Below are 22882 nucleotides of genomic sequence, written 5' to 3'. Positions count from 1 at the left end.
CCTTTTTCGCTAAGAATCTTTTAGTGTTTTTGTAGTTTTCAAAATATTTTCGGATAAATTAGTTAACCAGATTAATTGTTCAATTACCAATTGCGCTTCCTGCATTTTCAATTGAAACGCCTCTTCATCGATAGGAATTCCTTCTTTTAACTCCTTTTCCCGAATGTTTTTCAGCTCTGTAAAGCGCAACGCTAAATCTTCTTGCGGAAGGTTTTCTTTGAGTGCTACATTATTTTCTTTCAGGATTGCAATGGCATTGTCTAAGTTTTTAATGGCAGTATCAACGACTACATTAAACGCCTCAGAAGCAGTTGTGGTTTTGTGGGACTGAATATAAGTCCCTAATGAAGCCAAAGAAGACAGTAAAGAATGATTTAAAACGGTCAGTTTGTATACTTGTGGCATTTGCTTTTGCTTTGATTTAGGTTCTTGAACCATTCTTTGAAACGAAGCCATAAGATTCCCAATTTCGATAAAAGCATTTTTTCGTGCGAGACGATAGGAAGTAGAAATATTCCCTTTTTTATTGTAAAAAATAGAAATTTCTTTTAAATAATCTTGGTTTGCCTTAATTGCTTTTTCTAAATAGAGAGGAATATTCAAAAACTCCCAGGAAGGCCATAAAAAGTGATTCGCCAAGAAGGCTAAAGCGGCACCCACAACAGTGTCTAGGATTCGATATTGAACTAAATCACCAATATTAGGCGTAATTATTCCATAAATAAAAACGACATACATGGTGACAAAAATGGCGCTCACCTTATAATTAATTTGTGTAAAAGAGAATCCCAACAGCATACAAACAATAGAAAGAACACTGATTATGATGTTGTCTTTTACGATGAAAAGAATCCCAAAAGCAATTAAACCACCAATCACTGTACCAATTATTCGGTGAAAAGAACGTTCTTTTGTCAAACCATAACCCGGTCTCATAATTACAATTATGGTCAGTAATATCCAATATACATTATGGAACGGTAGAAATTTTCCAATAATAAAACCAAGCATTAAGGTTATTGTTAATCGCAAGGAATGCCTGAAAATAGTAGAAGAGAAACTCAGGTTTTGGGTCAAAGTGCTCAACGGATAATATTGTGGGGTCAGGAATTTTTCCAAATCGGTATCGATTCCTTTAAAATCGTGAGAATTAAAAGTAACTGTAAAAGCACGTTCAACAATTTTTATTTTTTCGACTTGTTTTTCAGCGTATTGCAGCATCGTCGTCAACATAAAAACACCTTCGGAAGCAGTAGTTTTTCCTAAATCATTTTCATAATCTGCAATGGCAAGTTGTAAGGCATTCAAATCGCCCAATAAAGTATGTTTAGAAATGTATTTCGTACTTTTTTTTACACTTTTAGATAATTGCTTCAAGCTAGCCGCCAGATTGTAAGCTAAATTTTGATACGTATGTAACACCTTTGGATGATCATCGAATTTTTGATGTAATTTATCATGGTCGAAAGCTGTGGATAACGCGAGTTCCAGAATTTCTACCAACGAAATAAAAACCAAAAGCATTTTACGGTTTTGATTGGAAGAACCGGAAGTGGTATGACTGCTGATCAATACTTCTCTAATATTTTGATGAATGGTATTCAGCTCAACTTGAAGGTGCAATTGTTTTTCAATGATTGATTTTCTATCAGCATTCAATGTCCACAAATCGCCACGCAGTTTCAAATATTTTGCGGTAAGCTTGATGCATTCCGCAATTTGTAACTCGACATAACGATGCGGTCTGATGTAATGAAAAATAAGCGAAATCAACAAGTAAAATAAACCACCTGCAAGAATTAATCCGGCATGAAGGAGCATTGCCCAACCGGTATTGATGCTTGCAAATGCTAATGAAACTGCGATAAGACCAGAGAAAGAAACCATGGTAGCGCGTTGCCCATAAACAGAAAGCATCGATATTAGGAAAATTAAAACCGCCAAAAATGGATAGAAAATCCAAGAATATGGAAATACAATATTAACGAGCAAATTGATGCCCGAAACCAAAAAAGCAGTTACCAGAACACCGTTAATTTTATGTTTGAGACTGCTTGGAATATCACTTGGATAGGTGAAAAAAGCTCCAAGAGCCATGGCAAAACCCATTTCAAATTTTCCCAAAAACGAAAATATTACAACGGGAATGACTGCCGCTATAGTAACTTTTATAGCATTGGTGAAATAAGTGCTGTCGGTAAATTTTCGGATTTTGTAAATCATATCATAGTATTGTTGCAAAGGTAAGATTTGTATGAATTATACAACCAATAAAGGAGGTGATTTGTTTTAAATTGTAAATATTAGCTAATATTTAACGGCAGATTATTCATTGTCTATTTTTTTACTATTTTTGCAAACTGAATGAAAAGGAAACATATTCCAGTTTCAGTAGAAAATACTTAATACAACACGAATGATTTTACCAATTATAGGATATGGCGATCCAGTTTTAAGAAAAACAGGAGAAGTTCTTTCACCGGAACATCCAAACTTGAAAGAAACGATAGCCAATATGTACGAGACCATGTATAATGCCTATGGTGTGGGTCTTGCTGCGCCACAAGTAGGGTTAGCGCTTCGTTTATTTGTAATCGACACCACTCCTTTTAGTGATGATGAAGAATTAGAAGATGCGGAACAAAAAGAATTAAAAGGATTCAAAAAAACTTTTATCAATGCAAAAATGATAAAAGAAGAAGGAGAAGAGTGGAGTTTTAATGAAGGATGCCTGAGTATTCCTGATGTTAGAGAGGATGTTTACAGAAATCCAACCATTACAATCGAATATTGCGAAGAGGATTTTGTAATGAAAACAGAAGTTTTTGACGGATTAATCGCCAGAGTGATCCAACATGAATACGATCATATTGAAGGAATATTATTTACCGATAAAATTTCATCATTAAAGAAACGATTGATTCAAAAGAAACTGAAAAACATCTTAGAAGGAAAAACATTCCAAGACTACCGCATGAAATTTTTTGCCAAAAAAGGAAGATAAAATAAATCTAAGGCTTTGCTTGGTACGATTTTTGGTTTTAAATGAAAAAATAATAAGTCAAATTCTTAATAATAATTACACAAAACATGAATTTAGAAAAAATATTAGCCATTTCTGGGAAACCAGGTTTATATGTATTGAAAGTGCAAACAAGAACTGGCTTTGTAGCAGAATCATTAGCAGACGGAAAAAAAATCACAGTGAACTTGAAAAGTAATGTGAGTTTATTGTCTGAAATTTCAATTTATACGTATGAAGGCGAAAAACCTTTAGCTGAGATTATGCAAAAAATTGCTGATAAAGAAAGCAAAGGTCCAGCACTTTCTCATAAAGAAGACAATGCTAAACTGACGGCTTATTTCAAAGAAATTTTATCGGATTATGATGAAGAAAGAGTGTATCCTTCTGATATCAAAAAAGTTTTAAACTGGTACAATATGCTTCAGGCAAAAGGATTAGTTACAGATGAAGTTCAAGATGCTGCTGTTACTGAAGAAGTTGCTGCAGTTGCAGAAGAAACTCCAGAAGCTGAAGTGAAAGCCCCTGCTAAAAAAGTAAAAGCTAAAAAAGAGTAATTTTACACTACAATAATATTTAATCCTGTTCAGCTATTTTCTGAACAGGATTTTTTTATTTTTACCAAAAACAATTTCTGATGAATTCAAGACAAAACCAACTGCAAGCTTTCGAAAGATTATTAGACATTATGGATGATTTGCGCGAAAAATGTCCTTGGGACAAAAAGCAAACCATGCAAACCCTGCGTCATCTTACCATTGAAGAAACCTATGAATTAGGCGATGCTATTTTAGATAATGATTTAAACGAAGTCAAAAAAGAATTGGGTGATTTGTTATTGCATATTGTTTTTTATTCCAAAATAGGGAGCGAAACCAACGATTTTGACATGGCTGATGTTTGCAATGAAATTTGTGAAAAGTTAATTCACCGCCATCCACATATTTATAGTGATGTTGTGGTTAAAGATGAAGAGGAGGTGAAACAAAATTGGGAAAAACTAAAACTGAAAGAAGGTAAAAAATCTGTTCTCGAAGGTGTTCCAAGAAGTTTACCCGCATTAGTTAAAGCAAGCCGAATTCAGGATAAAGTAAAAGGAGTTGGTTTTGATTGGGAAGAATCGCATCAGGTTTGGGATAAGGTTCAAGAGGAATTGGAAGAATTAAAAGTTGAGGTTGAAGCAGGTGATCAAGATAAAATTGAAGCTGAATTTGGAGATGTTTTATTTTCGATGATTAACTACGCCCGATTTCTGAATGTAAATCCTGAAGATGCTTTGGAACGAACTAATAAAAAATTTATCAAGCGATTTCAATATTTAGAAAGTAAAGCAGGAGAATTAGGAAAACCCCTAATGGACATGACTTTAGCTGAAATGGATATTTTTTGGGAAGAAGCGAAGAAGTTGTAGTGTTCAGTATTTAGTAATCAGTGCTCAGATTTCAGTCCCGATACTTCGGGATTAGTATCCAGTTTTAAATAATTAAATTATCCAATGTCAGAAAATAAAACCGAGTTAAAACGTTCTTTAGGATTAATAGATGCCACGAGTTTAGTAGCTGGTTCCATGATAGGATCCGGAATTTTCATTGTAACATCTGCCATGGCAAGGGATATTGGTTCTGCTGCCTGGTTATTGGTCATTTGGTTGGTAACGGGGTTAATCACTGTTGCTGCTGCGTTGAGTTATGGAGAATTGGCAGGAATGATGCCTAATGCAGGCGGTCAATTCGTTTATATACAACGCGCTTACGGAAGATTAGTTTCTTTCTTGTACGGCTGGACTGTTTTCACGGTAATTCAAACCGGAGTTATTGCTGCTATTGCGGTTACTTTCGCTAATTATGCCGCTATCTTTTTTCCTGTTTTAGATCAAACTCTTTTTACTGTTGGTACTGGTTTTATTTTTTCGCACCAAAAAGTATTGGCAATTTTTAGTATAATTCTGCTAACTTATATTAATACTAAAGGTGTTGAAAGCGGGAAAACGGTTCAATTGATTTTTACTTCGGCTAAACTAATTGCGCTTTTTGCATTGATTGTTTTAGGCTTGTATGTGGGTTTACAAACTGATGTTTTGTCTAATAATTTTGCAAATATGTGGGAAGCCAGTAAAACGGTAGTAAATCCTGACGGAACAATTACGGTTACAAAATTAGCAGGAATGGCTATTTTGGGTGCTGCAGGAGCAACGATTATCAATTCATTATTTTCCAGTGATGCATGGAATAATGTGACTTTCATCGCAGGAGAAATTAAAGAACCGAAAAAGAATATTCCTCGAAGTTTGTTTCTTGGAACCCTGATTGTGACTGTTATTTATGTTTTGGCTAATCTGGCTTACTTGGCTTTGTTGCCAATGCAAGGAACTCCAAATGCTGCTGATAGTTTGAGTAAAGGAATCATGTTTGCCAGCAACGACAGAGTAGGAGCGGCCGCAGCAAGTATCATAATGGGAAATGTAGGTGTATTTGTAATGGCTGCGTTAATCATGGTTTCCACTTTTGGATGCAATAGTGGTTTGATTCTTTCGGGAGGAAGATTATTTTTTGCCATGGCAAAAGATGGATTATTTTTTAAACAAGCTACAGAACTCAATAAAAATCAGGTTCCGGCGAAAGCATTGTGGGTGCAATGTATCTGGGCTTGTGTGCTTTGTATTTCGGGAAAATTTGGTGATTTATTAACATACGCAACTTTTGCATCATTGTTGTTTTATATCCTGACGATTCTGGGTGTTTTCATTCTTAGAAAAAAAGAACCCAATGCGGATAGGCCTTACAAAGCCTTTGGATATCCAGTTGTACCAGCCATTTATATTATAGTGACTTCGGCAATTTGCTTCACTTTATTGATTTATGATACTTTTAATACGGGATTAGGATTGTGTATTGTGGCGCTGGGAATTCCGGTATATTATTTTGTAATGAATAAGAAAGAGTAAAATGAATCTGGCTATTCTGCTAATTTTTTTAGCGCATTGATATCTTTTAAAACAATTTTTTTACCTGTCAATTCAATCAGACCTAATTTTTTAAAATCCGATAGCAACCGAATGCAACTTTCAGTGGCAGTGCCAATTATACTGGCTAATTCGTCTCTTGAAAGTTGTACTTTTAAAGAGCTATCCTCGTTTTTTCCAAAAGTGTCATTTAGATAAAGGAGCGTTTCGGCTAATCTTTCTTTGACTGTTTTTTGAGCCAAATTCACCATGTGATCATCGGCTTCTTTTAGATCACCGCAAATACTTTTCATCACATTCATTGAAAACTGGTTGTTCTTATCGAAATATCCCATCACTTCCGACTTTGGAATAAAACAAACCTGCATATCTTCAAGAGCTACGGCGCTCAAGTTGACCGGTTCATCACTAATCATTGAGCGTTGCCCCAGTAATTCTCCTTTAGTGACTAATTTCACAATATGGTCTTTGCCGTTTGCGCTCAATTTGGTCAGTTTGCACACACCATCTTTGATACAATAAATACCATTTACATTTTCTCCTTCTTCAAATATAACATCTCCTTTTTTAATGATATGGGATGTTTTACAGTCAGAAAGTTTTATTAATTCGTCTTTAGTTAAGGCTTTTAAAGAGCTAAATTCTCTGACGATACATTGTTCGCATTTGCTCATATTTTTCTTGATTTATTTGCATTACAAAACTAACTATTTAATATGACAAATATCATATTTTTAACTCATTCAATTGATGATCTTTGTTCTAGGTAAAATGAGCAAAGTTATGGACACACAAAACTGTTTCCATTGTGGTTTAGATATTATAAAAGAAGAAGAAATTATTTTTGATGCGAGAAATTTTTGTTGCAATGGTTGTAAAACCGTGTACGAAATTTTTAGCCTCAATGATTTGACTTGTTATTATGATTTTGAAAAATCCCCTGGAGCAACCCCGCAAGACATTAATGGTAAATATGATTTTTTAGACAATGAAAGTATTGTATCCAAACTTTTGGAATTTCAAGAAAATTCAACCGCAATTATTTCACTTAACATTCCTCATATTCATTGTAGCTCGTGTATTTGGATTTTGGAAAATCTACAACGTCTTCAAAAAGGAATAAGCACTTCGCAGGTTAATTTCCCTGAAAAAAGAGTCCGAATCACCTTCAATCCAGAAGTAGTTTCTATTAAAACGATTGTTTATTTGTTGAGTTCTATTGGTTATGAACCCTACATTAGTTTAGAAAACTATGAAACGGGGAGTAATGATGTGGATAGAAGTTTAACGTATAAATTAGGCGTTGCTTTCTTTTGTTTCGGAAATATCATGTTGCTTTCGTTTCCGGAATATTTTGAGGTAAAAGAATATTGGTTAGACCAATACCGTGGCTTTTTCCGTTGGTTGATTTTTGCGCTAGCATTACCGAGTTTCTTTTACTCGGCTAGTGGTTATTATGTTTCTGCGTACAAAAGTATCAAATCTAAAATGCTTAATATCGATATTCCTATCGCTTTAGGAATTGTGGTGATGTTTGTGCGAAGTACGTTTGATATTGTTATGGATTACGGTTCCGGTTTTTTTGACAGCTTAACAGGATTGATATTCTTTATGCTTTTGGGGAAAATGTTCCAAATCAAAACGTATAGTTTTTTGAGTTTCGAAAGAGATTTTAAGTCCTATTTTCCAATAGCGATTACCAAAATCAATTCGGATTTATCAGAGGAAAGTGTGGCAATTTACGAAGTTGAAAAAGGCGATCGATTACTCATCAGAAACCAAGAACTGATTCCCGTTGATGGGATTCTAATTTCTGAAAAGGCAGAAATCGATTATAGTTTTGTTACCGGAGAAGCAATTCCTATTACGAAACAATCTGGAGACAAAGTTTTTGCAGGAGGAAAACAAATAGGAAAAGTAATTGAAATGGAAGTTTTACATTCTGTTTCCCAAAGTTATCTGACGCAATTATGGAGCAATGATGTGTTCCAAAAAAATGTAGAGCAAAAACACAAAACGATTACCGATAGCATTAGCCGTTATTTTACACCTATTTTATTACTGATTGCTTTTGCAGGATTTGGCTATTGGATCTTTATAGATGCCAATACTGCCTTCAATGTGTTTACAGCAGTGCTTATCGTTGCTTGTCCTTGTGCTTTGGCATTGACGGCACCATTCACTTTTGGGAATGTATTGCGAATATTAGGAAAACAGAAATTCTATCTCAAAAATGCTTTGGTTATTGAACAATTAGCAAAAGTGGATACGATAGTTTTTGATAAAACAGGAACGATTACGACCAATAAAAAATCGAATATTTCTTATGAAGGAACCGTTCTTTCCGATGAGAATTTATTGCTGGTAAAGAATGTACTTCGCGCATCTAATCATCCGTTAAGCCGAATGCTATATGATTATTTGCCTATTCCAATTTTGCAAAGTAAATCAGGAAATGAAGCCAAAAAGGTAAAAGTAGATCATTTTGAAGAAATCACCGGAAAAGGAATTCAAGCCCAGATTTTTGGTCACCAAATCCAGATAGGTTCTGCCGATTTTGTTGAAAAAATCGAAGAAAAAAACGTTCAACAAACATCGGTTCATATTAAGATCAATACTGTTTATTACGGAAAATTCGTTTTTAACAATCAATACAGAGAAGGATTGGAAGCGCTTTTCAGGAACTTAAGCACTAACTATCAAATCAAGGTTTTATCAGGTGACAATGAAGGCGAACGCGCTATTCTTGAACAACTTTTGCCGAAAGGCACGGAATTGATTTTCAATCAGAAACCGGAACAGAAATTAGAATTTATTAAAAACTTACAGGAACAAGGCAAAAATGTGATGATGGTAGGCGATGGATTGAATGATGCCGGAGCTTTGGCACAAAGCAATGTAGGGATTTCAATTTCTGAAAATGTGAATGTTTTTTCACCGGCTTGTGACGCTATTTTGGATGCCAGCGAATTTCAAAAATTGAATTATTTCTTGAAGTTGTCTAAGAACTCTATTACCACCATCAAAATGAGTTTTGGACTTTCCTTATTGTACAATGTGGTTGGATTATCATTTGCTATAACCGGGAATTTATTGCCTTTGGTTGCAGCTATCATTATGCCGTTGAGTACAATAACCATTGTAAGTTTTGTAACAGTGATGAGTAGTTATTATGCTCGGAATAAATAGAATGGAGTACGATTTAGTTTTTTCTTCACATATATTTAACAAAAGTAATAAGTATGATAATTGTCATGTTTTACTTGGAAACGTAAAACTAACTTTGTTAACACAAATTAAGGTATGAGTGTCATTTATTTATTAATCTCCATCAGTATAATAGTCGCCATTGGTTTCTTTATTGCTTTTATACGGGCAGTAAAGACGGGTCAATATGACGATGATTATACTCCGTCAGTCAGAATGCTATTTGACGACGAGCTAATTCAGCCCAAAGTTGAGAAGTCAAACATCGAAAGCCAGGAGACTTTGTGATATTCAACAGTAATTTTTTAAATTTTTCAATCATTTAATTTTTTTATTTATGGAAATGCAGCAGTTTTATTATGATAACAAAATTGTAAAAAACTTCATTTACGCGACCATTGTTTTTGGAGTAGTAGGAATGTTAGTAGGACTTACATTGGCCTTTATGTTTCTTTTTCCAAATATTACCGATGGGATTTCGTGGTTGAGTTACGGTCGATTAAGACCTTTACACACCAATGCGGTTATTTTTGCCTTTGTAGGGAACGCAATGTTTGCGGGTATTTATTATTCATTGCAGCGCTTGTTGAAAGCCAGAATGTTCAGTGATTTTTTGAGTAATCTTAATTTCTGGGGCTGGCAATTAATAATCGTAGCGGCCGCTATTTCATTGCCACTTGGATACAGTACCTCTAAGGAATATGCCGAATTGGAATGGCCAATAGATATTGCGATTGCATTGATTTGGGTTGTTTTTGGTATCAATATGATTGGAACAATTTTAAAACGTAGAGAGCGCCATTTGTATGTTGCAATCTGGTTTTACTTGGCGACATTCGTAACGGTTGCGGTTTTGCATATTTTCAATAGTTTGGCGTTACCGGTTTCCGGAATGAAAAGTTATTCTGTTTACGCAGGGGTTCAAGATGCTTTGGTACAATGGTGGTACGGTCATAATGCGGTTGCGTTTTTCTTGACTACACCTTTTTTAGGATTGATGTATTATTTTGTTCCAAAAGCGGCAAATCGTCCGGTATATTCTTATAGATTGTCAATTGTTCACTTTTGGTCGTTGATTTTCATTTACATCTGGGCAGGACCGCACCATTTATTATATTCTGCTTTGCCTAACTGGGCGCAAAATTTAGGAGTTGCTTTCTCTATTATGTTGATTGCTCCATCTTGGGGTGGAATGATAAATGGATTATTAACCTTGAGAGGGGTTTGGGATAAAGTACGTGTGGAACCTGTTTTAAAATTCTTCGTAGTAGCAATTACCGGTTACGGAATGGCCACTTTTGAAGGCCCAATGTTATCCTTGAAAAATGTAAATGCTATTGCGCATTACACGGATTGGATTATTGCTCACGTTCACGTAGGTGCATTGGCTTGGAACGGATTCATGGCTTTTGGTATGATTTATTGGTTGGTTCCTAGAATGACTAAAAGTAGTTTGTACTCTCTTAAATTAGCTAATTTCCACTTTTGGATTGGTACTTTAGGAATCATATTATATACCATTCCAATGTATGTTGCGGGCTTTTTACAAGCATCTATGTGGAAACAATTTAATCCGGACGGAACTTTGACTTATGGTAATTTCCTGGAAACAGTAACTCAAATTATGCCAATGTATTGGATGAGAGCTATTGGTGGAACCCTTTATTTAATTGGAATGTTCACCTTAGTATACAATGTAATTCAGACGGTTCGATTAGGTTCTAAAATTGAAGACGAATTAGCAGAAGCTCCTGAGTTAGTAAAAATTAGTGCAGGTAGAGTAAAAGGAGAAAAATTTCACCCTTGGTTAGAAAGAAAACCTATTCAATTAACGATTTTGGCAACTGTTGCTATTTTAATTGGAGGTGTTATCCAAATTGTTCCTACAATTATGGTTAAATCTAATATTCCAACCATTGCCAGTGTCAAACCGTATTCTCCACTAGAATTAGAAGGACGTGATTTATACATCCGTGAAGGTTGTGTAGGATGTCACTCTCAGTCAGTTCGTCCTTTCCGTAGTGAAGTAGAACGTTATGGACCACAATCTAAAGCTGGTGAATTCGTTTACGACCATCCATTTCTTTGGGGATCAAAACGTACAGGCCCGGATTTATTAAGAGTTGGAGCAAAATATAATGACAATTGGCATTTTAACCACTTCTGGAATCCACAAAGTATATCTGCAGGATCTATTATGCCAGGTTACAAATGGCTTTTTGATAATAAACCGATGGATGTTTCTTTGACTCAAAAGAAAATGCAAGCTATGGTGACGCTTGGAGTTCCTTATACTGAAGCTCAAATTGCAAGCGGTTTAGATGATTTAAGAAAACAAGCTGTTGCAATTGAAGAAAGCCTGAAAAATGATCCTGACTTTGTGAAAAGTTATGACGAAAGCAAGAAAAAAGCCGAAGCCAGAGGAGAGAAATTTGTTCCAATGAACGAAAGAGAAATCGTTGCCTTAATTGCATACATGCAAAGACTGGGAACCGATATTAAAGTAAAAGATATTGCTAAAAAATAAAAGTCATGTTCGAACAAATAAAACATAATATGGAAACGATTGAAGGTGTGGCGATTTATCCCATCTTATCCTTATTGATTTTTTTCGTCTTTTTCGTAGGCCTTGGTTTATGGGTGTTCTCATATAAAAAAGAAACGATTAGTGAATTAAGTCAAATTCCATTGAGAGACAACTAAATAGTATAATTTTTTAAAATTTAGAAAATGAAAAAATTAATTCCAGCATACGTTAGGGTACCTGTTATTTTCTTCGCTGTATTTATGGCAATGGAATACTTCATAGACTCAGGAGACAGACCTGCTTTTATAAAATTCCCAATGGTTTCCGTATTCTTATTCGTGTTTCTTTTCCTTTTGATAGCAATAGAAATTACCGTGAGTGCAGTTGATAATATTACATATCAATTATTGACCGAGGAACAAAAAGCCCAATTAAATCTAGCAAGTGATTTGAGTTTCAAGGATAGTGAATGGTACAAGAAATTGATGACGAAATTGACTAAAACAGAGTCGTTGGATAATGAAGATCAGTTGTTATTGGACCACGATTACGACGGTATCAAAGAATTAGACAACAATTTGCCGCCATGGTGGGTGTACCTATTTTATGCTTGTATCATCTTTGGAGTTGTTTATATGGTGCGATTTGAAGTACTAGGTGCTGACAATCAGGAAATGGAGCTTAAGAAAGAAGTGGCTCAAGCCAAAATTGATATTGCAGAATACATGAAAACTGCACCAGACATGATGGATGAAAAAACAGTGACCTTACTTACAGATCCGGCGGATTTAGCAGCTGGAAAAGAAATTTTCACAACAAATTGTGCAGCCTGTCACAGAGCTGACGGTGGAGGACAAATTGGACCAAACCTTACGGATGACCAATGGATTTTAGGTGGCGGAATAAAAAATGTATTTCATACGCTGGTAAATGGTGGACGTGACGGAAAAGGAATGATTTCTTGGAAAGGTACATTGAAACCTAAAGAAATGCAGAAAGTTGCCAGTTATATTTTATCCTTAAAAGGAAGTAATCCACCTGATGCTAAAGCTCCGGAAGGTGAGGTTTGGGTAGAAGAAAATGTTACTGTTGCAGTTAAATAACAATTAGAAACACACGTTTTATTTAGCTTAATAATTATTTTGAACTTGTGTTTTAAATAAAAAAAAATGTCAAAATTACCAGACGAAGCGTTTAGAGATACCATTGGAACTATTGATGAAGAAGGAAATAGAAAATTCATTTTCCCCAAAAAACCTTCGGGAAAGTTCTATGATTACAGGAAATGGGTGAGTTATTTTTTACTGATTGTACTTGTTGCTAATCCTTTTTTGAAGATAAATGGGAATCAGTTCATGATGTTCAATATACTGGAGCGCCGATTTAATATATTCGGATTTCCTTTTTGGCCTCAGGATATTTATCTTTTCGTTCTTTTTATGATTATTGGCGTCGTTTTCGTCATTCTTTTTACCGTAATTTTTGGACGGATATTTTGTGGATGGATTTGTCCGCAGACCATTTTTTTAGAAATGGTTTTCCGCAGAATAGAATATTGGATTGAAGGCGATCGTGGTGCCCAAATTCGTTTGGAAAAACAAGAATGGAATGCAGAGAAGATCAGAAAGAAAGGCATAAAATGGACTATTTTCCTAATCATTTCTTTTTTCATTGCCAATGTGTTTCTAGCATATCTTATCAGTAGTGACAAGTTGCTTTTGATGATTGAAGAAGGGCCTGAAAACCATGTTAGTACTTTGGTTTCTTTATTCATCTTTACAGGAGTTTTCTATTTTATTTTTGCTTGGTTTAGAGAACAGGTTTGTATCATAGCTTGTCCTTACGGAAGATTGCAAGGCGTTTTATTAGATGATAAATCTATAAATGTTGCGTACGATTTTGTTCGTGGCGAAAAAGAAGCAGGCCGTGCTAAATTCAACAAGCAAGAAGACAGAGCGACTACTGGAAAAGGCGATTGCATCGATTGTAAACAATGTGTAAATGTTTGTCCAACCGGAATTGACATCCGTAACGGGACACAAATGGAATGCATTAATTGCACCGCTTGTATTGATGAATGCGACACGATTATGGATAGCGTTGGTTTGCCAAAGGGACTAATTCGATACGCTTCAGAAGATGAAATTGAGAAAAAAGTAAAGTTCAAGTTTACGCCTAGAATGAAAGGCTATTCAGCCGTATTGTTCATTTTGACAGGAATTTTAATTGGATTATTGTTCTTGCGTTCAGATGTTGAAGCGAGTATTTTAAGACTGCCAGGACAACTGTTTCAGCACAAAGGCGAAAATATCAGTAACATTTATACTTTTAAAATCATCAATAAAACAAATAATGACTTTGATGATATTCATTTTAAACTTGTTGGAATAAATGGAACTTTGAAAGTGGTTGGAAAACAAGAATTAAAAGTGCCCAAACAAGGGATGAATGGTGGAACCTTGTTTGTTGAAATCAACCAAAATTTATTGGATAGTGATAAAACAAAATTGAAAATTGAGGTGTATAATGGAAACAAAAAAATTGAAACGGCGACCACTAATTTTTTAAGTCCGCGTAGTTTTGATTAATAATTATCTAATTCAAGTTTCAAAAAAATAAATATAATATCATGAAAATAAGCTGGGGAACAGGAATCGTAATCGCTTTTGGTTTGTTTATGACCTTTATTTTGTTTTTTGTTTTTACGGTTCAATCCGATTCAAAATACGATAATGAGTTAGTTGTAGAAGAATATTATAAACATGATGCACATTTTGGAGATGAAATGGCTCGTGTACAAAATGCAGCTGATTTGGCTCAAAAACCTACAATTAACAATGTTTCAAATGGAATTGAAATAGTATTTCCAAAAGTTTTTGATCCAAAAAATATCAAAGGTAAAGTGTCCCTTTATAGACCGTCTAACAAAAAATTAGATTTTGAAATTCCAATTTCACTATCTGATGCTACTACTTTGCTCATACCTAAAAAAAGTTTGGCAGGCGGTCGATGGGACATTAATATGGAATGGCAATACGATGGAAAATCGTATTTGACTAAAGAAACGATATATATTAATTAGTCTTACAGTAAAAAGTTTTAAAGTACATCAATTGGCTTTAAGCCCTTTTAACTTTAACATTAGAATAAAAAAATGCTTTATACTGCCTTCATTTTCGGTTTAATAAGTAGTTTTCACTGCATCGGTATGTGTGGTCCTATTGCTATGATGTTGCCTGTGGACAGAACGAATCAGACTAAAAAAGCAACTCAAATCATTACTTATCATTTAGGAAGATTAACGGCGTATGCGACAATAGGCTTTGTTTTTGGACTGCTTGGAAAAGGTTTCTTCTTGGCCGGTTTACAACAGAATTTATCTATATTTATTGGTGTAGCCATGATCTTAGTAGTTTTGACTCCGGAGAAAATTTTTGCGAAATACAATTTTTCAAAACCGGTTTTTAAATTAATTTCAAAAATAAAAACAGCTTTAGGAAGTCAGTTTAGAAACAAAAGTTACAAATCCCTTTTTACTATTGGTTTACTGAATGGCTTTTTGCCTTGCGGAATGGTTTATGTGGCCTTGTTTGGTGCTATTGCCATGCAAAGTGAAAGTTTGGGTGTTCTGTATATGATTCTATTCGGATTAGGAACCGTTCCTATGATGAGCAGCGTTGTGTATATCAATTCATATCTCACAATTCCTATTCGAAACCGAATCCAAAAAGCAATTCCTTATGTTGCGGTATGTATTGGCTGCTTATTTATTTTGAGAGGATTGGGATTAGGAATTCCTTATATTTCGCCATCCAATATGAGTTTATTTATTCAAGCCGATCCAAATTGTCACTAATTTTCTAATAGTTTAGCATAGAAAAAGCACGCTGCTAGGCGTGCTTTTTTATTTTGTAAGATTGAGAAACATTAAATTGTCATCGAAAACAATTCGGTTTCCGGCGCTTTTCTTTTCAAGCGTAAATCGAATGCCATACAAATATTCCGAACATAAGGCTTTCCTTTTTCAGTAACGGCAATTCCATTGTCTTTAATTATAAGTAATCCGTCGTTTTCCATCTCTTTCAACTGAAGTATAACCTCTGGAATTTCATTGAAATAACCCTCTTTGGTTTCCCAGGAAGTTTCAAATTGGCACATTAAATTCAGAATGTGTTTTCGGATGATGAGGTCTTCATCGGTCAATAAATGCCCTCTAAAAACCGGTAATTTGTTCCATTCTAATATTTGATAATAATCTTCCAAATTTTTAACATTCTGTGCAAAACTAAACCAACTGTCACTGATGGAAGAAACTCCCAATCCAATCATTAATTGTGTTTTGGATGAACTGTAGCCCATGAAATTACGGTGCAATGTGCCATTTTGGAAAGCATCGTATAAACTGTCTGTCTTCAATGCGAAATGATCCATTCCTATTTCATGATAGCCATTTTCAAATAATAATTTTTTACCTGTTTCATAAAGCATTCTCTTTTTATCATCTTTTGGAATGTCTTCATCGTTAAAACCCCGCTGTCCATTGCCTTTAATCCAAGGAACGTGCGCGTAACTATAAAATGCCAAACGGTCGGGTTGTAATGATTTTGTTTTTTCAATCGTATCAATTACATCCTCTATTTCCTGAAAAGGCAGTCCAAAAATGATATCGTGACCTATGGAAGTATACCCAATTTCTCTGGCCCAAAACGTAACTTTTGCCACATTATGAAAAGGCTGTAAACGGTGAATTGCTTTTTGTACTTTCTCGGAATAATCCTGAACGCCAAAACTTACTCTTCTAAAACCTAAATCGTAAAGCTTTTGCAAATGTTCGTGAGTTGTGTTATTCGGATGGCCTTCAAAACTAAATTCATAATCTTTGGCTTTTTTGGCATGAACAAAAATACCATTTATTAAATCCTCTAAATTTTTGGTAGAAAAAAAAGTGGGAGTTCCACCACCCAAATGAATCTCTTTTATAGTTGGTTTTTCTCCAAGAATCTTACAATATAAGGTCCATTCTTTCAAAACTGCTTCTATATATGGATTTTCAACGCCGTGATTTTTGGTGATACGCTTGTTACAGCCACAAAAAGTACATAAGCTTTCGCAAAAAGGCAAATGGATATACAAACTAATACCTTCTGAAGAATTACTCGCTTGAAAGGATTTTTTTAGCGTTTCAGCCCATATTTCATCTGAAAAATCAGTTTCATCCCAATAGGGAACCGTTGGATAACTGGTGTATCTTGGTCCCGGAACATTGTATTTTTGTATCAAGGAATTTTTCATGGCAAAATCATTTATCGTTGTTCAAAAGTAGAACGACTACTCAACTATTAAAATGATAATTATCATATTGAAGAAACCTTTTGCAAAAAAAAGAGGCTTTAAAAGCCTCTTGTACAGAATAAATTAATTGTTTACATCGCTATGCAATCCTGAATCATTTTAGTCCATTTTTTGGCAAGTTGATGATCTTCATATAAACAAACTTGACCAATTTGATCATTCTCAATTTTGTAAAACGGTATAAACTCTGTTTTTTTGCCATCTTTGTATTGAAATTCAAATTCAATTTTTACAATTGTATCACTATTATTTTCCGTAGTTGGAATCAGTTTGCAAGATTGAATTGTATTTAAATCAACAAAAGAAACAACTTCTTCTTTTGCATTAAAATCAATCAAAAGAAAACCTTTATTTTTTTCGTCTAAAGCCAAGACTTTTTTGTTTTGCGTTTCAGTCAATTCAAAAGTAAAGTGATTGTTTTGGCTGAATTTGGTTTTTATGGCTTCAATTTTTGCTTTGTTAATTGAAGATGACCTCATGGAATAGAATAGAGGAATGGCAATTAATAAAGTTAATATTAGTCCAATTATAGTTACGGAAGTGTCCATTTTTTATTTTTTTAGTTATTTGTAAAACATGATAAGTTAAACTGAAATCTAAAGGAAATCAATTCAAAAGGGAAGATACTATATCTTCAATTTACGAAATCAGTGTTTCAATTCACCAAAAAAAATGGAAAGGAAAGAGTAACAGCGAAACCATCTCACATCGATTGATGTCTTGTTTCGCGAAACGAATAAAAAATGTACTGATTTTAAAATCCGGAATTACATTCAGAAAATTTTCCAGATATTTTACAATCGTGTAATCAGGAGTTTTATGATAGGAAGTAAAAGTATTACTTACTTGAGGTTGTATAAAATCTGAAGAATGAATGCTGTTCGCAGACAATGAAGAATTTGACTTTTCTATTTTAATGGTTTTAATAGTAGCTTCATTTGCACTAAAAGCAAATAAAAAAACTATTAAAAGTCCAATAAAAACAAGTGTTTTTCGAAACAAATTCATTTTGTAAAAATAAAATTTCGCTGTTGATTACTATAATTATTTCTAATAAATGAAAGTTAAAATTTGAATGCAGAAAATCGTTTTTATAAAAAAGCCCCGAACTAATATTGTCCGAGGCTAATAGTTTTAAAATAATATCAAAATTTATTCTATTTTCAAATTTCTCAATTGTTTTAGTTTTTCTTTCCAAACATCAAGACTTTCTTTATGAATGGCGATGTTTTTGCGGACTTCTAATACAATTGAATTTTCTTTTTTTGCATTTCTCGTATTGGTAAAGAACTGAATGTTGTTTTCTAATTGGAAAATTTCATTTTGTACTTCGTCAATTTTACGCATAATAAAAATCTTCTCATTATCTAGTTTGCGAGTATCATGACTTTCTGATAAATGATCCATTCTATTGGCGAAACGCATCATATCAGTATCTTTTTTACTCAAACTCAATTTTTCAAAAAGTGCATCCAGGATTTTATTGAATTTCCCTTCGATATGCCTTCTTGGAAAAGGTACTTTTCCAAAACCTTTCCAAGTTTCAATATGCAACTTAATCGCATCTAAATCCGTTTTATGGTCTCCAGTCAACTGAAATTCTCTCAAAGTTTCTAAATAGGCTTTTTTATTATCAAAAGCTTCTACTTCTTCGCTGTTCTCTTCGTTTTTCTGCTCTTTTAACTTGTCAAAATAATGGTTACAAGCATCTTTAAACTCTTTCCAGATCTTATCTGAATATTTTCTTGGCACATGACCTATCTGTTTCCACTCATCTTGAATTTGTTTCATGATAGGTGTTGTAGCGGCAAAATCAGTGCTTTCTTGTAATTCTCTAGCTTTGGCAACAAGCGCTGTTTTCTTATTTAAATTGTCATTTTGATCTTTCTTAATATCTTTATAAAAAGAGTTTTTGAAAGAATTAAAGTTTCTGACAGCAGTTTTAAAACCGGCCCAAGTTTCCTCATTTACTTCCGATGGTACTTTTCCTGCAGAGAAAAAAGCTGTTCTTAAGGCTTCAACTTTTTCTATTTGAGCTAGCCATTGCGCATGAGCATTGACTTTCTCCATAGCTAAAACTTCAATTTTAGCAATTATTTCTTTTTTCTTTTCTAAATTCTCCAGTTCTGTTCCTCTTTGATTTTCGAACAAAACCTCACGTTTATCGTGCATTTGTTTGGTCAAATCGCTAAATTTATTCCAAATATCATCACGGTGTTCTCTGGAAACCGGTCCAATATCTTCTTTCCAGATTCGGTGTAAATCTTGTAATTCTCGGAATGCTTTGTTGATATCGGCTTCTTTTACCAATTCTTCAACACGCGCTACAATTTTTTGTTTTTGCTCTAAGTTATGTTTGAAATCCAAGTCTCTCGCTTCTCGGTCCAAGTGTAAATAGTCGTAGAAATTTTCCACATGAAAATGGAAGTTGTTCCAAACGTGGTTGTATTTATCCTTCGGAATCGGTCCTGCATTTTTCCATCGTTCTCTTAAATCATTAAAATGCTTTAAAGTGTCTTTGATGTTTGCCTGAGGGTTAATCAGTTCCTTTAACTCTTCAACAATCGCCAAACGGTTTTCTAAATTAGTTTTTAGATTCGTTTGTAAACTTTTGAAATGGGTATTTTTAGTATCTCTAAATTGAGTATAATATTTATCAAATTGAGTTTTCAGCGGAGAATGGTATTGAAAATCTTCATTTGGATCTTGATTTTCTGCAAGGAATTCCTCTTTTTTCTCCTCAACAAGATGGTTGTATTTTGCTAAGAATGCTTTTTTAATTTCTTCAATATGATCCTTAAACGACATTGCTTTTTCATTAGAAACCAAACTTTTAAGCTCGTCAACCAGTGATTCAAGTGACAAAGTGTCGTAATCCTGCATCGGTATATCATGGCGCTCTTTCAGCGTTTCATCTTCACTTTCTTCCGCGTTTGATTCTGCTATTGCATCAGTGGCCGATTGATTTTCTGTCTCAGCAGTTGGCTCTGTTTTTGCAACTTCATCCTCAGATGGAATTACAACATTATCCTCTGCCGGAAAATCGCTAGGCTCCTCAATTGACGCACTTTCTAAACTTTCAGGTACTGGTTGATTAGATTCAACAGCTTTGTGCTCTAAATTTCCATCTGCCTCAAGCAGGTTATCGTTCTTTTCTTCTAACATTTTTTCAATGTGTAAGGTTTCTAATTAGATTCAACACGAAAGATAGTAAAGCAGTATGAAAATACAAAATAAAACCCCTTATTTATTGTCATTTTAGGTTACAAAATATTTCTTTTTAGAGCATTTTCCCGCTGTTCGCTGTATCTTTTTTGTTCGCCAAAAAGGCTCTCAAAAAAGGATGCCGCTTCCATCAGGGCTAGGGTTTTGGGATTTCAAATTATGTTTTTCTAGTTCATAATAGTGTTACAAACAAAAAAACATTCAATAAAGAATGTTTTTGATGTATACAAATAGGTCTATGAAGCTAGTTCCGTTTTTAGATTATTTATTCCAAATCTTCCATGCTTTCTCTGCTTGAAAAATAAGCATATCCAGACCATTTTTGATTTGTGCGCCCTGTTGTTTGGCTTTTTTTAGGAATTGCGTTTCTGCAGGGTTGTAAATTAAATCATAAGCAATATGCTTGTCTGTGAAAAATTCGTAGGGAATTAATGGAAACGCATCTACATTAGGACTTGTTCCTACCGGAGTAGCATTTATAATGATTTGGTAATTGTCAAATGTGGTTGCATTGATTCGGTCGTAATCAATTCCATTTTCTTTGGCTTCTCTCGAAACAAAAGTATAGGGGATATTAAGTTCGTCCAGAGCAAAAGCGACTCCTTTTGAAGCGCCTCCAGTTCCTAAAATCAAAGCTTTTTTGTGCTGCGGTAACAATAGTGGTTCTAATGATTTTTTAAAACCATAGTAATCTGTATTGTAACCTTTTAATTTTCCTTTTTTGGTAATTCTAATGGTGTTTACAGCGCCAATTATTTCCGCTTTTTTTGATAATTTATCCAAAAATGGAATTACCGTTTCTTTGTACGGAATAGTAACATTCAATCCTTTTAAATCCGTAGTGTTTTTAATCACCTCTGGAAAATCTGATATTTCTGGAATATCAAAATTTTCATAGCTGCAACCTACAAAGTTTTCGTTATTAAATTTGTCAGTGAAATATCCTTTCGAAAAGGAATAACTAATGTTACGTCCTAATAATCCAAAGCGTTTTATAACTGTATCAACCATTATTGTTTTTTATGTTTTGCAATATAATTTTGCACCATTTTTTTTGTCCAAACTACTGGGAATAAATCTTCTAAAAGGATGTAATTGTCAAAATTTAATCGTAGAGCATTGCTTAAATGGAATTTTGCTTTTGTATTATCCGCAAGCATAAAATACAATCCTGCTAAACGGTATTCTACTTCGTTCTCTTCCGGAAAATATTCTGAAGCTTGTAACAAGGTTTGAATAGCACTTTCGAATTCACCTAAAAATTGCAAAATATCTACCCAAAATAACCAAGTGTCTAAACTATAATCACCAAATTCGACTGCTTTTCTATATCCAAATTCAGCTTCTTCAAAGAAATTCATTTGCTTGTTGATAGTAGCAAAACGTTTCCAGTACAAACGATTTTGATTGTCAATGGCTAATGCTTTATTGACAAAAAATAGCGCTTTTTGGAAATTTTTCTGACGGACGTAAAAGTCAGTGATGGCAATCCAACCTTTATCTAAAAGCGGATCTTCATGCACGGTTTGATTGAAATATTTTAATGCTAAAGCTTTGTTTCCTAATCTTTCATAACATTTCCCCATTCGAAGTAGCGCATAGGAAGTTGCGTCATCTAATTCGATGGTTCTGCTGTAGCTTTCAATGGCTTCTTCATATTTTTTTAATCGCTCATACGCTTTTGCTTTTTCCATGAAAGCACCAAGGAATTCATCATCGATTAATGTGGCATAATCAAAGGCGCGAATCGCATTTTCATATTCTTTAACGCCATAGTGCAAACGTCCCAGTTGATGCCAAGCAATTTCACTGTATGGGTTTTTGTCAATGTATTTTTTTAAATAGCTGATTGCTTCTTGGTTTTGGTCTAAAAACTCAAAACAATACACCACGTTGTACAATGCGGATTGGTCTTCCAGATCTTCTTCTAAACATTTGATAAAGCTTTCTTTTGCCATTTCAAGATTGTCCATAAATAGGTATTCCATACCTATTAAATTATAGACATCAGCAAAATCATCGGTGTATTTTAAAGCTATTTTTAATAATTCAACTGCCTTTTCGTGTTGGTCTCTTTTAGAGCAGATATTAGCTTTTTGAATGTAAATTTCTTCATTGTTTGGTTCAATGGCGTACAACTCATTCAATAGCTTTTCGGCTAATTCGAGTTTGTCATCATAAACAAGCATTTCCACCTGAACAAGTTTTAGTCCAGTAGATTTTGGGTGTTGTTCTAAAGCTAGTTTAAGTGCTTTTTTTGCCAAAGCGGCCTTACCCATATCGAGATAATGAAGAATAATTTCTTCAAATTCTTCAGAGTCAAAAAAGAGTACTTTGTTGGTTTTCAACATAGACTCAAATTTAGACAGGGATAAGTTATAGTCTTCTTCTTCGTTGCTTAATTGCATACTGTGTGTTTTTAATTTGGCCTAAATAAATTTAGGGAATCGTGCGTGTACTGTGAGGGAAAGTTAGAATTGTTGTGAACAATTTAATTAACAAAAAAAGGGTTGGTTTAAACGGATTCCATAGCCCTGATAAGAGTGGAAATCCTTTTACTTTTTTCTTTAAAAAGTAAAAGATTATA

General features: G+C 34.1%; 20 protein-coding genes. 12 read left to right on the top strand and 8 right to left on the bottom strand.

Features of this window, described 5'->3' with window-relative positions; genetic code table 11:
• Window positions 1-9: 9 nt before the first annotated feature.
• On the bottom strand, window positions 10-2223 hold the full coding sequence (locus DR980_RS05670; protein WP_113634292.1) for an FUSC family protein: 2214 nt from the start codon (window positions 2221-2223) through the stop codon (window positions 10-12).
• Window positions 2224-2416: 193 nt separating this feature from the next.
• On the opposite strand from DR980_RS05670, the gene def reads away from it, so the two are divergent.
• From def to DR980_RS05650, 4 genes are all read left to right on the top strand, one after another.
• Window positions 2417-3004: a peptide deformylase gene (def, locus tag DR980_RS05665; protein ID WP_113634291.1), complete on the top strand. Its 588-nt coding sequence runs from the start codon at window positions 2417-2419 to the stop codon at window positions 3002-3004.
• Window positions 3005-3090: 86 nt separating this feature from the next.
• On the top strand, window positions 3091-3579 hold the full coding sequence (locus tag DR980_RS05660) for a DUF5606 family protein (RefSeq protein ID WP_113634290.1): 489 nt from the start codon (window positions 3091-3093) through the stop codon (window positions 3577-3579).
• Window positions 3580-3659: 80 nt separating this feature from the next.
• Complete coding sequence (mazG, locus tag DR980_RS05655; protein WP_113634289.1) at window positions 3660-4433, top strand: nucleoside triphosphate pyrophosphohydrolase; 774 nt, start codon at window positions 3660-3662, stop codon at window positions 4431-4433.
• 84 nt (window positions 4434-4517) lie between these two features.
• On the top strand, window positions 4518-5966 hold the full coding sequence (locus tag DR980_RS05650) for an APC family permease (RefSeq protein WP_113634288.1): 1449 nt from the start codon (window positions 4518-4520) through the stop codon (window positions 5964-5966).
• Between the two features lie 11 nt (window positions 5967-5977).
• On the opposite strand, the gene DR980_RS05645 is transcribed toward DR980_RS05650, so the two are convergent.
• Window positions 5978-6658, bottom strand: a complete 681-nt coding sequence (locus DR980_RS05645) for a Crp/Fnr family transcriptional regulator (RefSeq protein WP_113634287.1) — start codon at window positions 6656-6658, stop codon at window positions 5978-5980.
• A gap of 109 nt (window positions 6659-6767) precedes the next feature.
• On the opposite strand from DR980_RS05645, the gene DR980_RS05640 reads away from it, so the two are divergent.
• The 8 genes from DR980_RS05640 to DR980_RS05605 all read left to right on the top strand — a co-directional run bounded on the left by DR980_RS05640 (window position 6768) and on the right by DR980_RS05605 (window position 15574).
• Window positions 6768-9173: a heavy metal translocating P-type ATPase gene (locus DR980_RS05640; RefSeq protein WP_113634426.1), complete on the top strand. Its 2406-nt coding sequence runs from the start codon at window positions 6768-6770 to the stop codon at window positions 9171-9173.
• Between the two features lie 114 nt (window positions 9174-9287).
• Window positions 9288-9479, top strand: a complete 192-nt coding sequence (gene ccoS, locus DR980_RS05635; protein ID WP_113634286.1) for a cbb3-type cytochrome oxidase assembly protein CcoS — start codon at window positions 9288-9290, stop codon at window positions 9477-9479.
• 49 nt (window positions 9480-9528) lie between these two features.
• On the top strand, window positions 9529-11718 hold the full coding sequence (gene ccoN / locus DR980_RS05630; RefSeq protein WP_113634285.1) for a cytochrome-c oxidase, cbb3-type subunit I: 2190 nt from the start codon (window positions 9529-9531) through the stop codon (window positions 11716-11718).
• A gap of 5 nt (window positions 11719-11723) precedes the next feature.
• Window positions 11724-11894 (top strand): CcoQ/FixQ family Cbb3-type cytochrome c oxidase assembly chaperone, encoded by a 171-nt coding sequence (locus DR980_RS05625; protein WP_113634284.1) that lies wholly within the window; start codon window positions 11724-11726, stop codon window positions 11892-11894.
• 27 nt (window positions 11895-11921) lie between these two features.
• Window positions 11922-12821, top strand: coding sequence for a cbb3-type cytochrome c oxidase N-terminal domain-containing protein (locus DR980_RS05620; RefSeq protein WP_113634283.1), 900 nt, complete (start codon window positions 11922-11924; stop codon window positions 12819-12821).
• Window positions 12822-12887: 66 nt separating this feature from the next.
• Window positions 12888-14306: a cytochrome c oxidase accessory protein CcoG gene (gene ccoG, locus DR980_RS05615; RefSeq protein ID WP_113634282.1), complete on the top strand. Its 1419-nt coding sequence runs from the start codon at window positions 12888-12890 to the stop codon at window positions 14304-14306.
• Between the two features lie 41 nt (window positions 14307-14347).
• On the top strand, window positions 14348-14800 hold the full coding sequence (locus DR980_RS05610; protein ID WP_113634281.1) for a FixH family protein: 453 nt from the start codon (window positions 14348-14350) through the stop codon (window positions 14798-14800).
• A gap of 72 nt (window positions 14801-14872) precedes the next feature.
• Window positions 14873-15574 carry a sulfite exporter TauE/SafE family protein gene (locus DR980_RS05605; protein ID WP_113634280.1) on the top strand — a complete coding sequence of 234 codons (702 nt, stop codon included), beginning with the start codon at window positions 14873-14875 and terminating at the stop codon, window positions 15572-15574.
• A gap of 71 nt (window positions 15575-15645) precedes the next feature.
• Here DR980_RS05605 and hemN read toward each other — a convergent pair whose 3' ends face one another.
• The 6 genes from hemN to DR980_RS05575 all read right to left on the bottom strand — a co-directional run bounded on the left by hemN (window position 15646) and on the right by DR980_RS05575 (window position 22703).
• Window positions 15646-17010, bottom strand: coding sequence for an oxygen-independent coproporphyrinogen III oxidase (gene hemN, locus DR980_RS05600; protein ID WP_113634279.1), 1365 nt, complete (start codon window positions 17008-17010; stop codon window positions 15646-15648).
• A gap of 131 nt (window positions 17011-17141) precedes the next feature.
• Window positions 17142-17618 carry a hypothetical protein gene (locus tag DR980_RS05595; protein WP_113634278.1) on the bottom strand — a complete coding sequence of 159 codons (477 nt, stop codon included), beginning with the start codon at window positions 17616-17618 and terminating at the stop codon, window positions 17142-17144.
• A 112-nt stretch (window positions 17619-17730) separates the two neighbouring features.
• Window positions 17731-18078 (bottom strand): hypothetical protein, encoded by a 348-nt coding sequence (locus DR980_RS05590; RefSeq protein ID WP_113634277.1) that lies wholly within the window; start codon window positions 18076-18078, stop codon window positions 17731-17733.
• A 144-nt stretch (window positions 18079-18222) separates the two neighbouring features.
• Window positions 18223-20235, bottom strand: coding sequence for a DUF349 domain-containing protein (locus DR980_RS05585; RefSeq protein ID WP_113634276.1), 2013 nt, complete (start codon window positions 20233-20235; stop codon window positions 18223-18225).
• A gap of 321 nt (window positions 20236-20556) precedes the next feature.
• Window positions 20557-21306, bottom strand: coding sequence for a shikimate dehydrogenase family protein (locus DR980_RS05580; protein ID WP_113634275.1), 750 nt, complete (start codon window positions 21304-21306; stop codon window positions 20557-20559).
• Window positions 21306-22703, bottom strand: coding sequence for a tetratricopeptide repeat protein (locus DR980_RS05575; protein ID WP_113634274.1), 1398 nt, complete (start codon window positions 22701-22703; stop codon window positions 21306-21308). The genes DR980_RS05580 and DR980_RS05575 overlap by 1 nt, the downstream gene beginning before the upstream one ends.
• Window positions 22704-22882: the final 179 nt, after the last annotated feature.

Source organism: Flavobacterium psychrolimnae (genome assembly GCF_003312425.1).
In the GTDB taxonomy this organism is placed as follows: Bacteria; Bacteroidota; Bacteroidia; order Flavobacteriales; family Flavobacteriaceae; genus Flavobacterium; species Flavobacterium psychrolimnae.
Note: the sequence above shows the minus strand (reverse complement) of the source record. Positions and strands in the feature narration are given on the sequence as shown.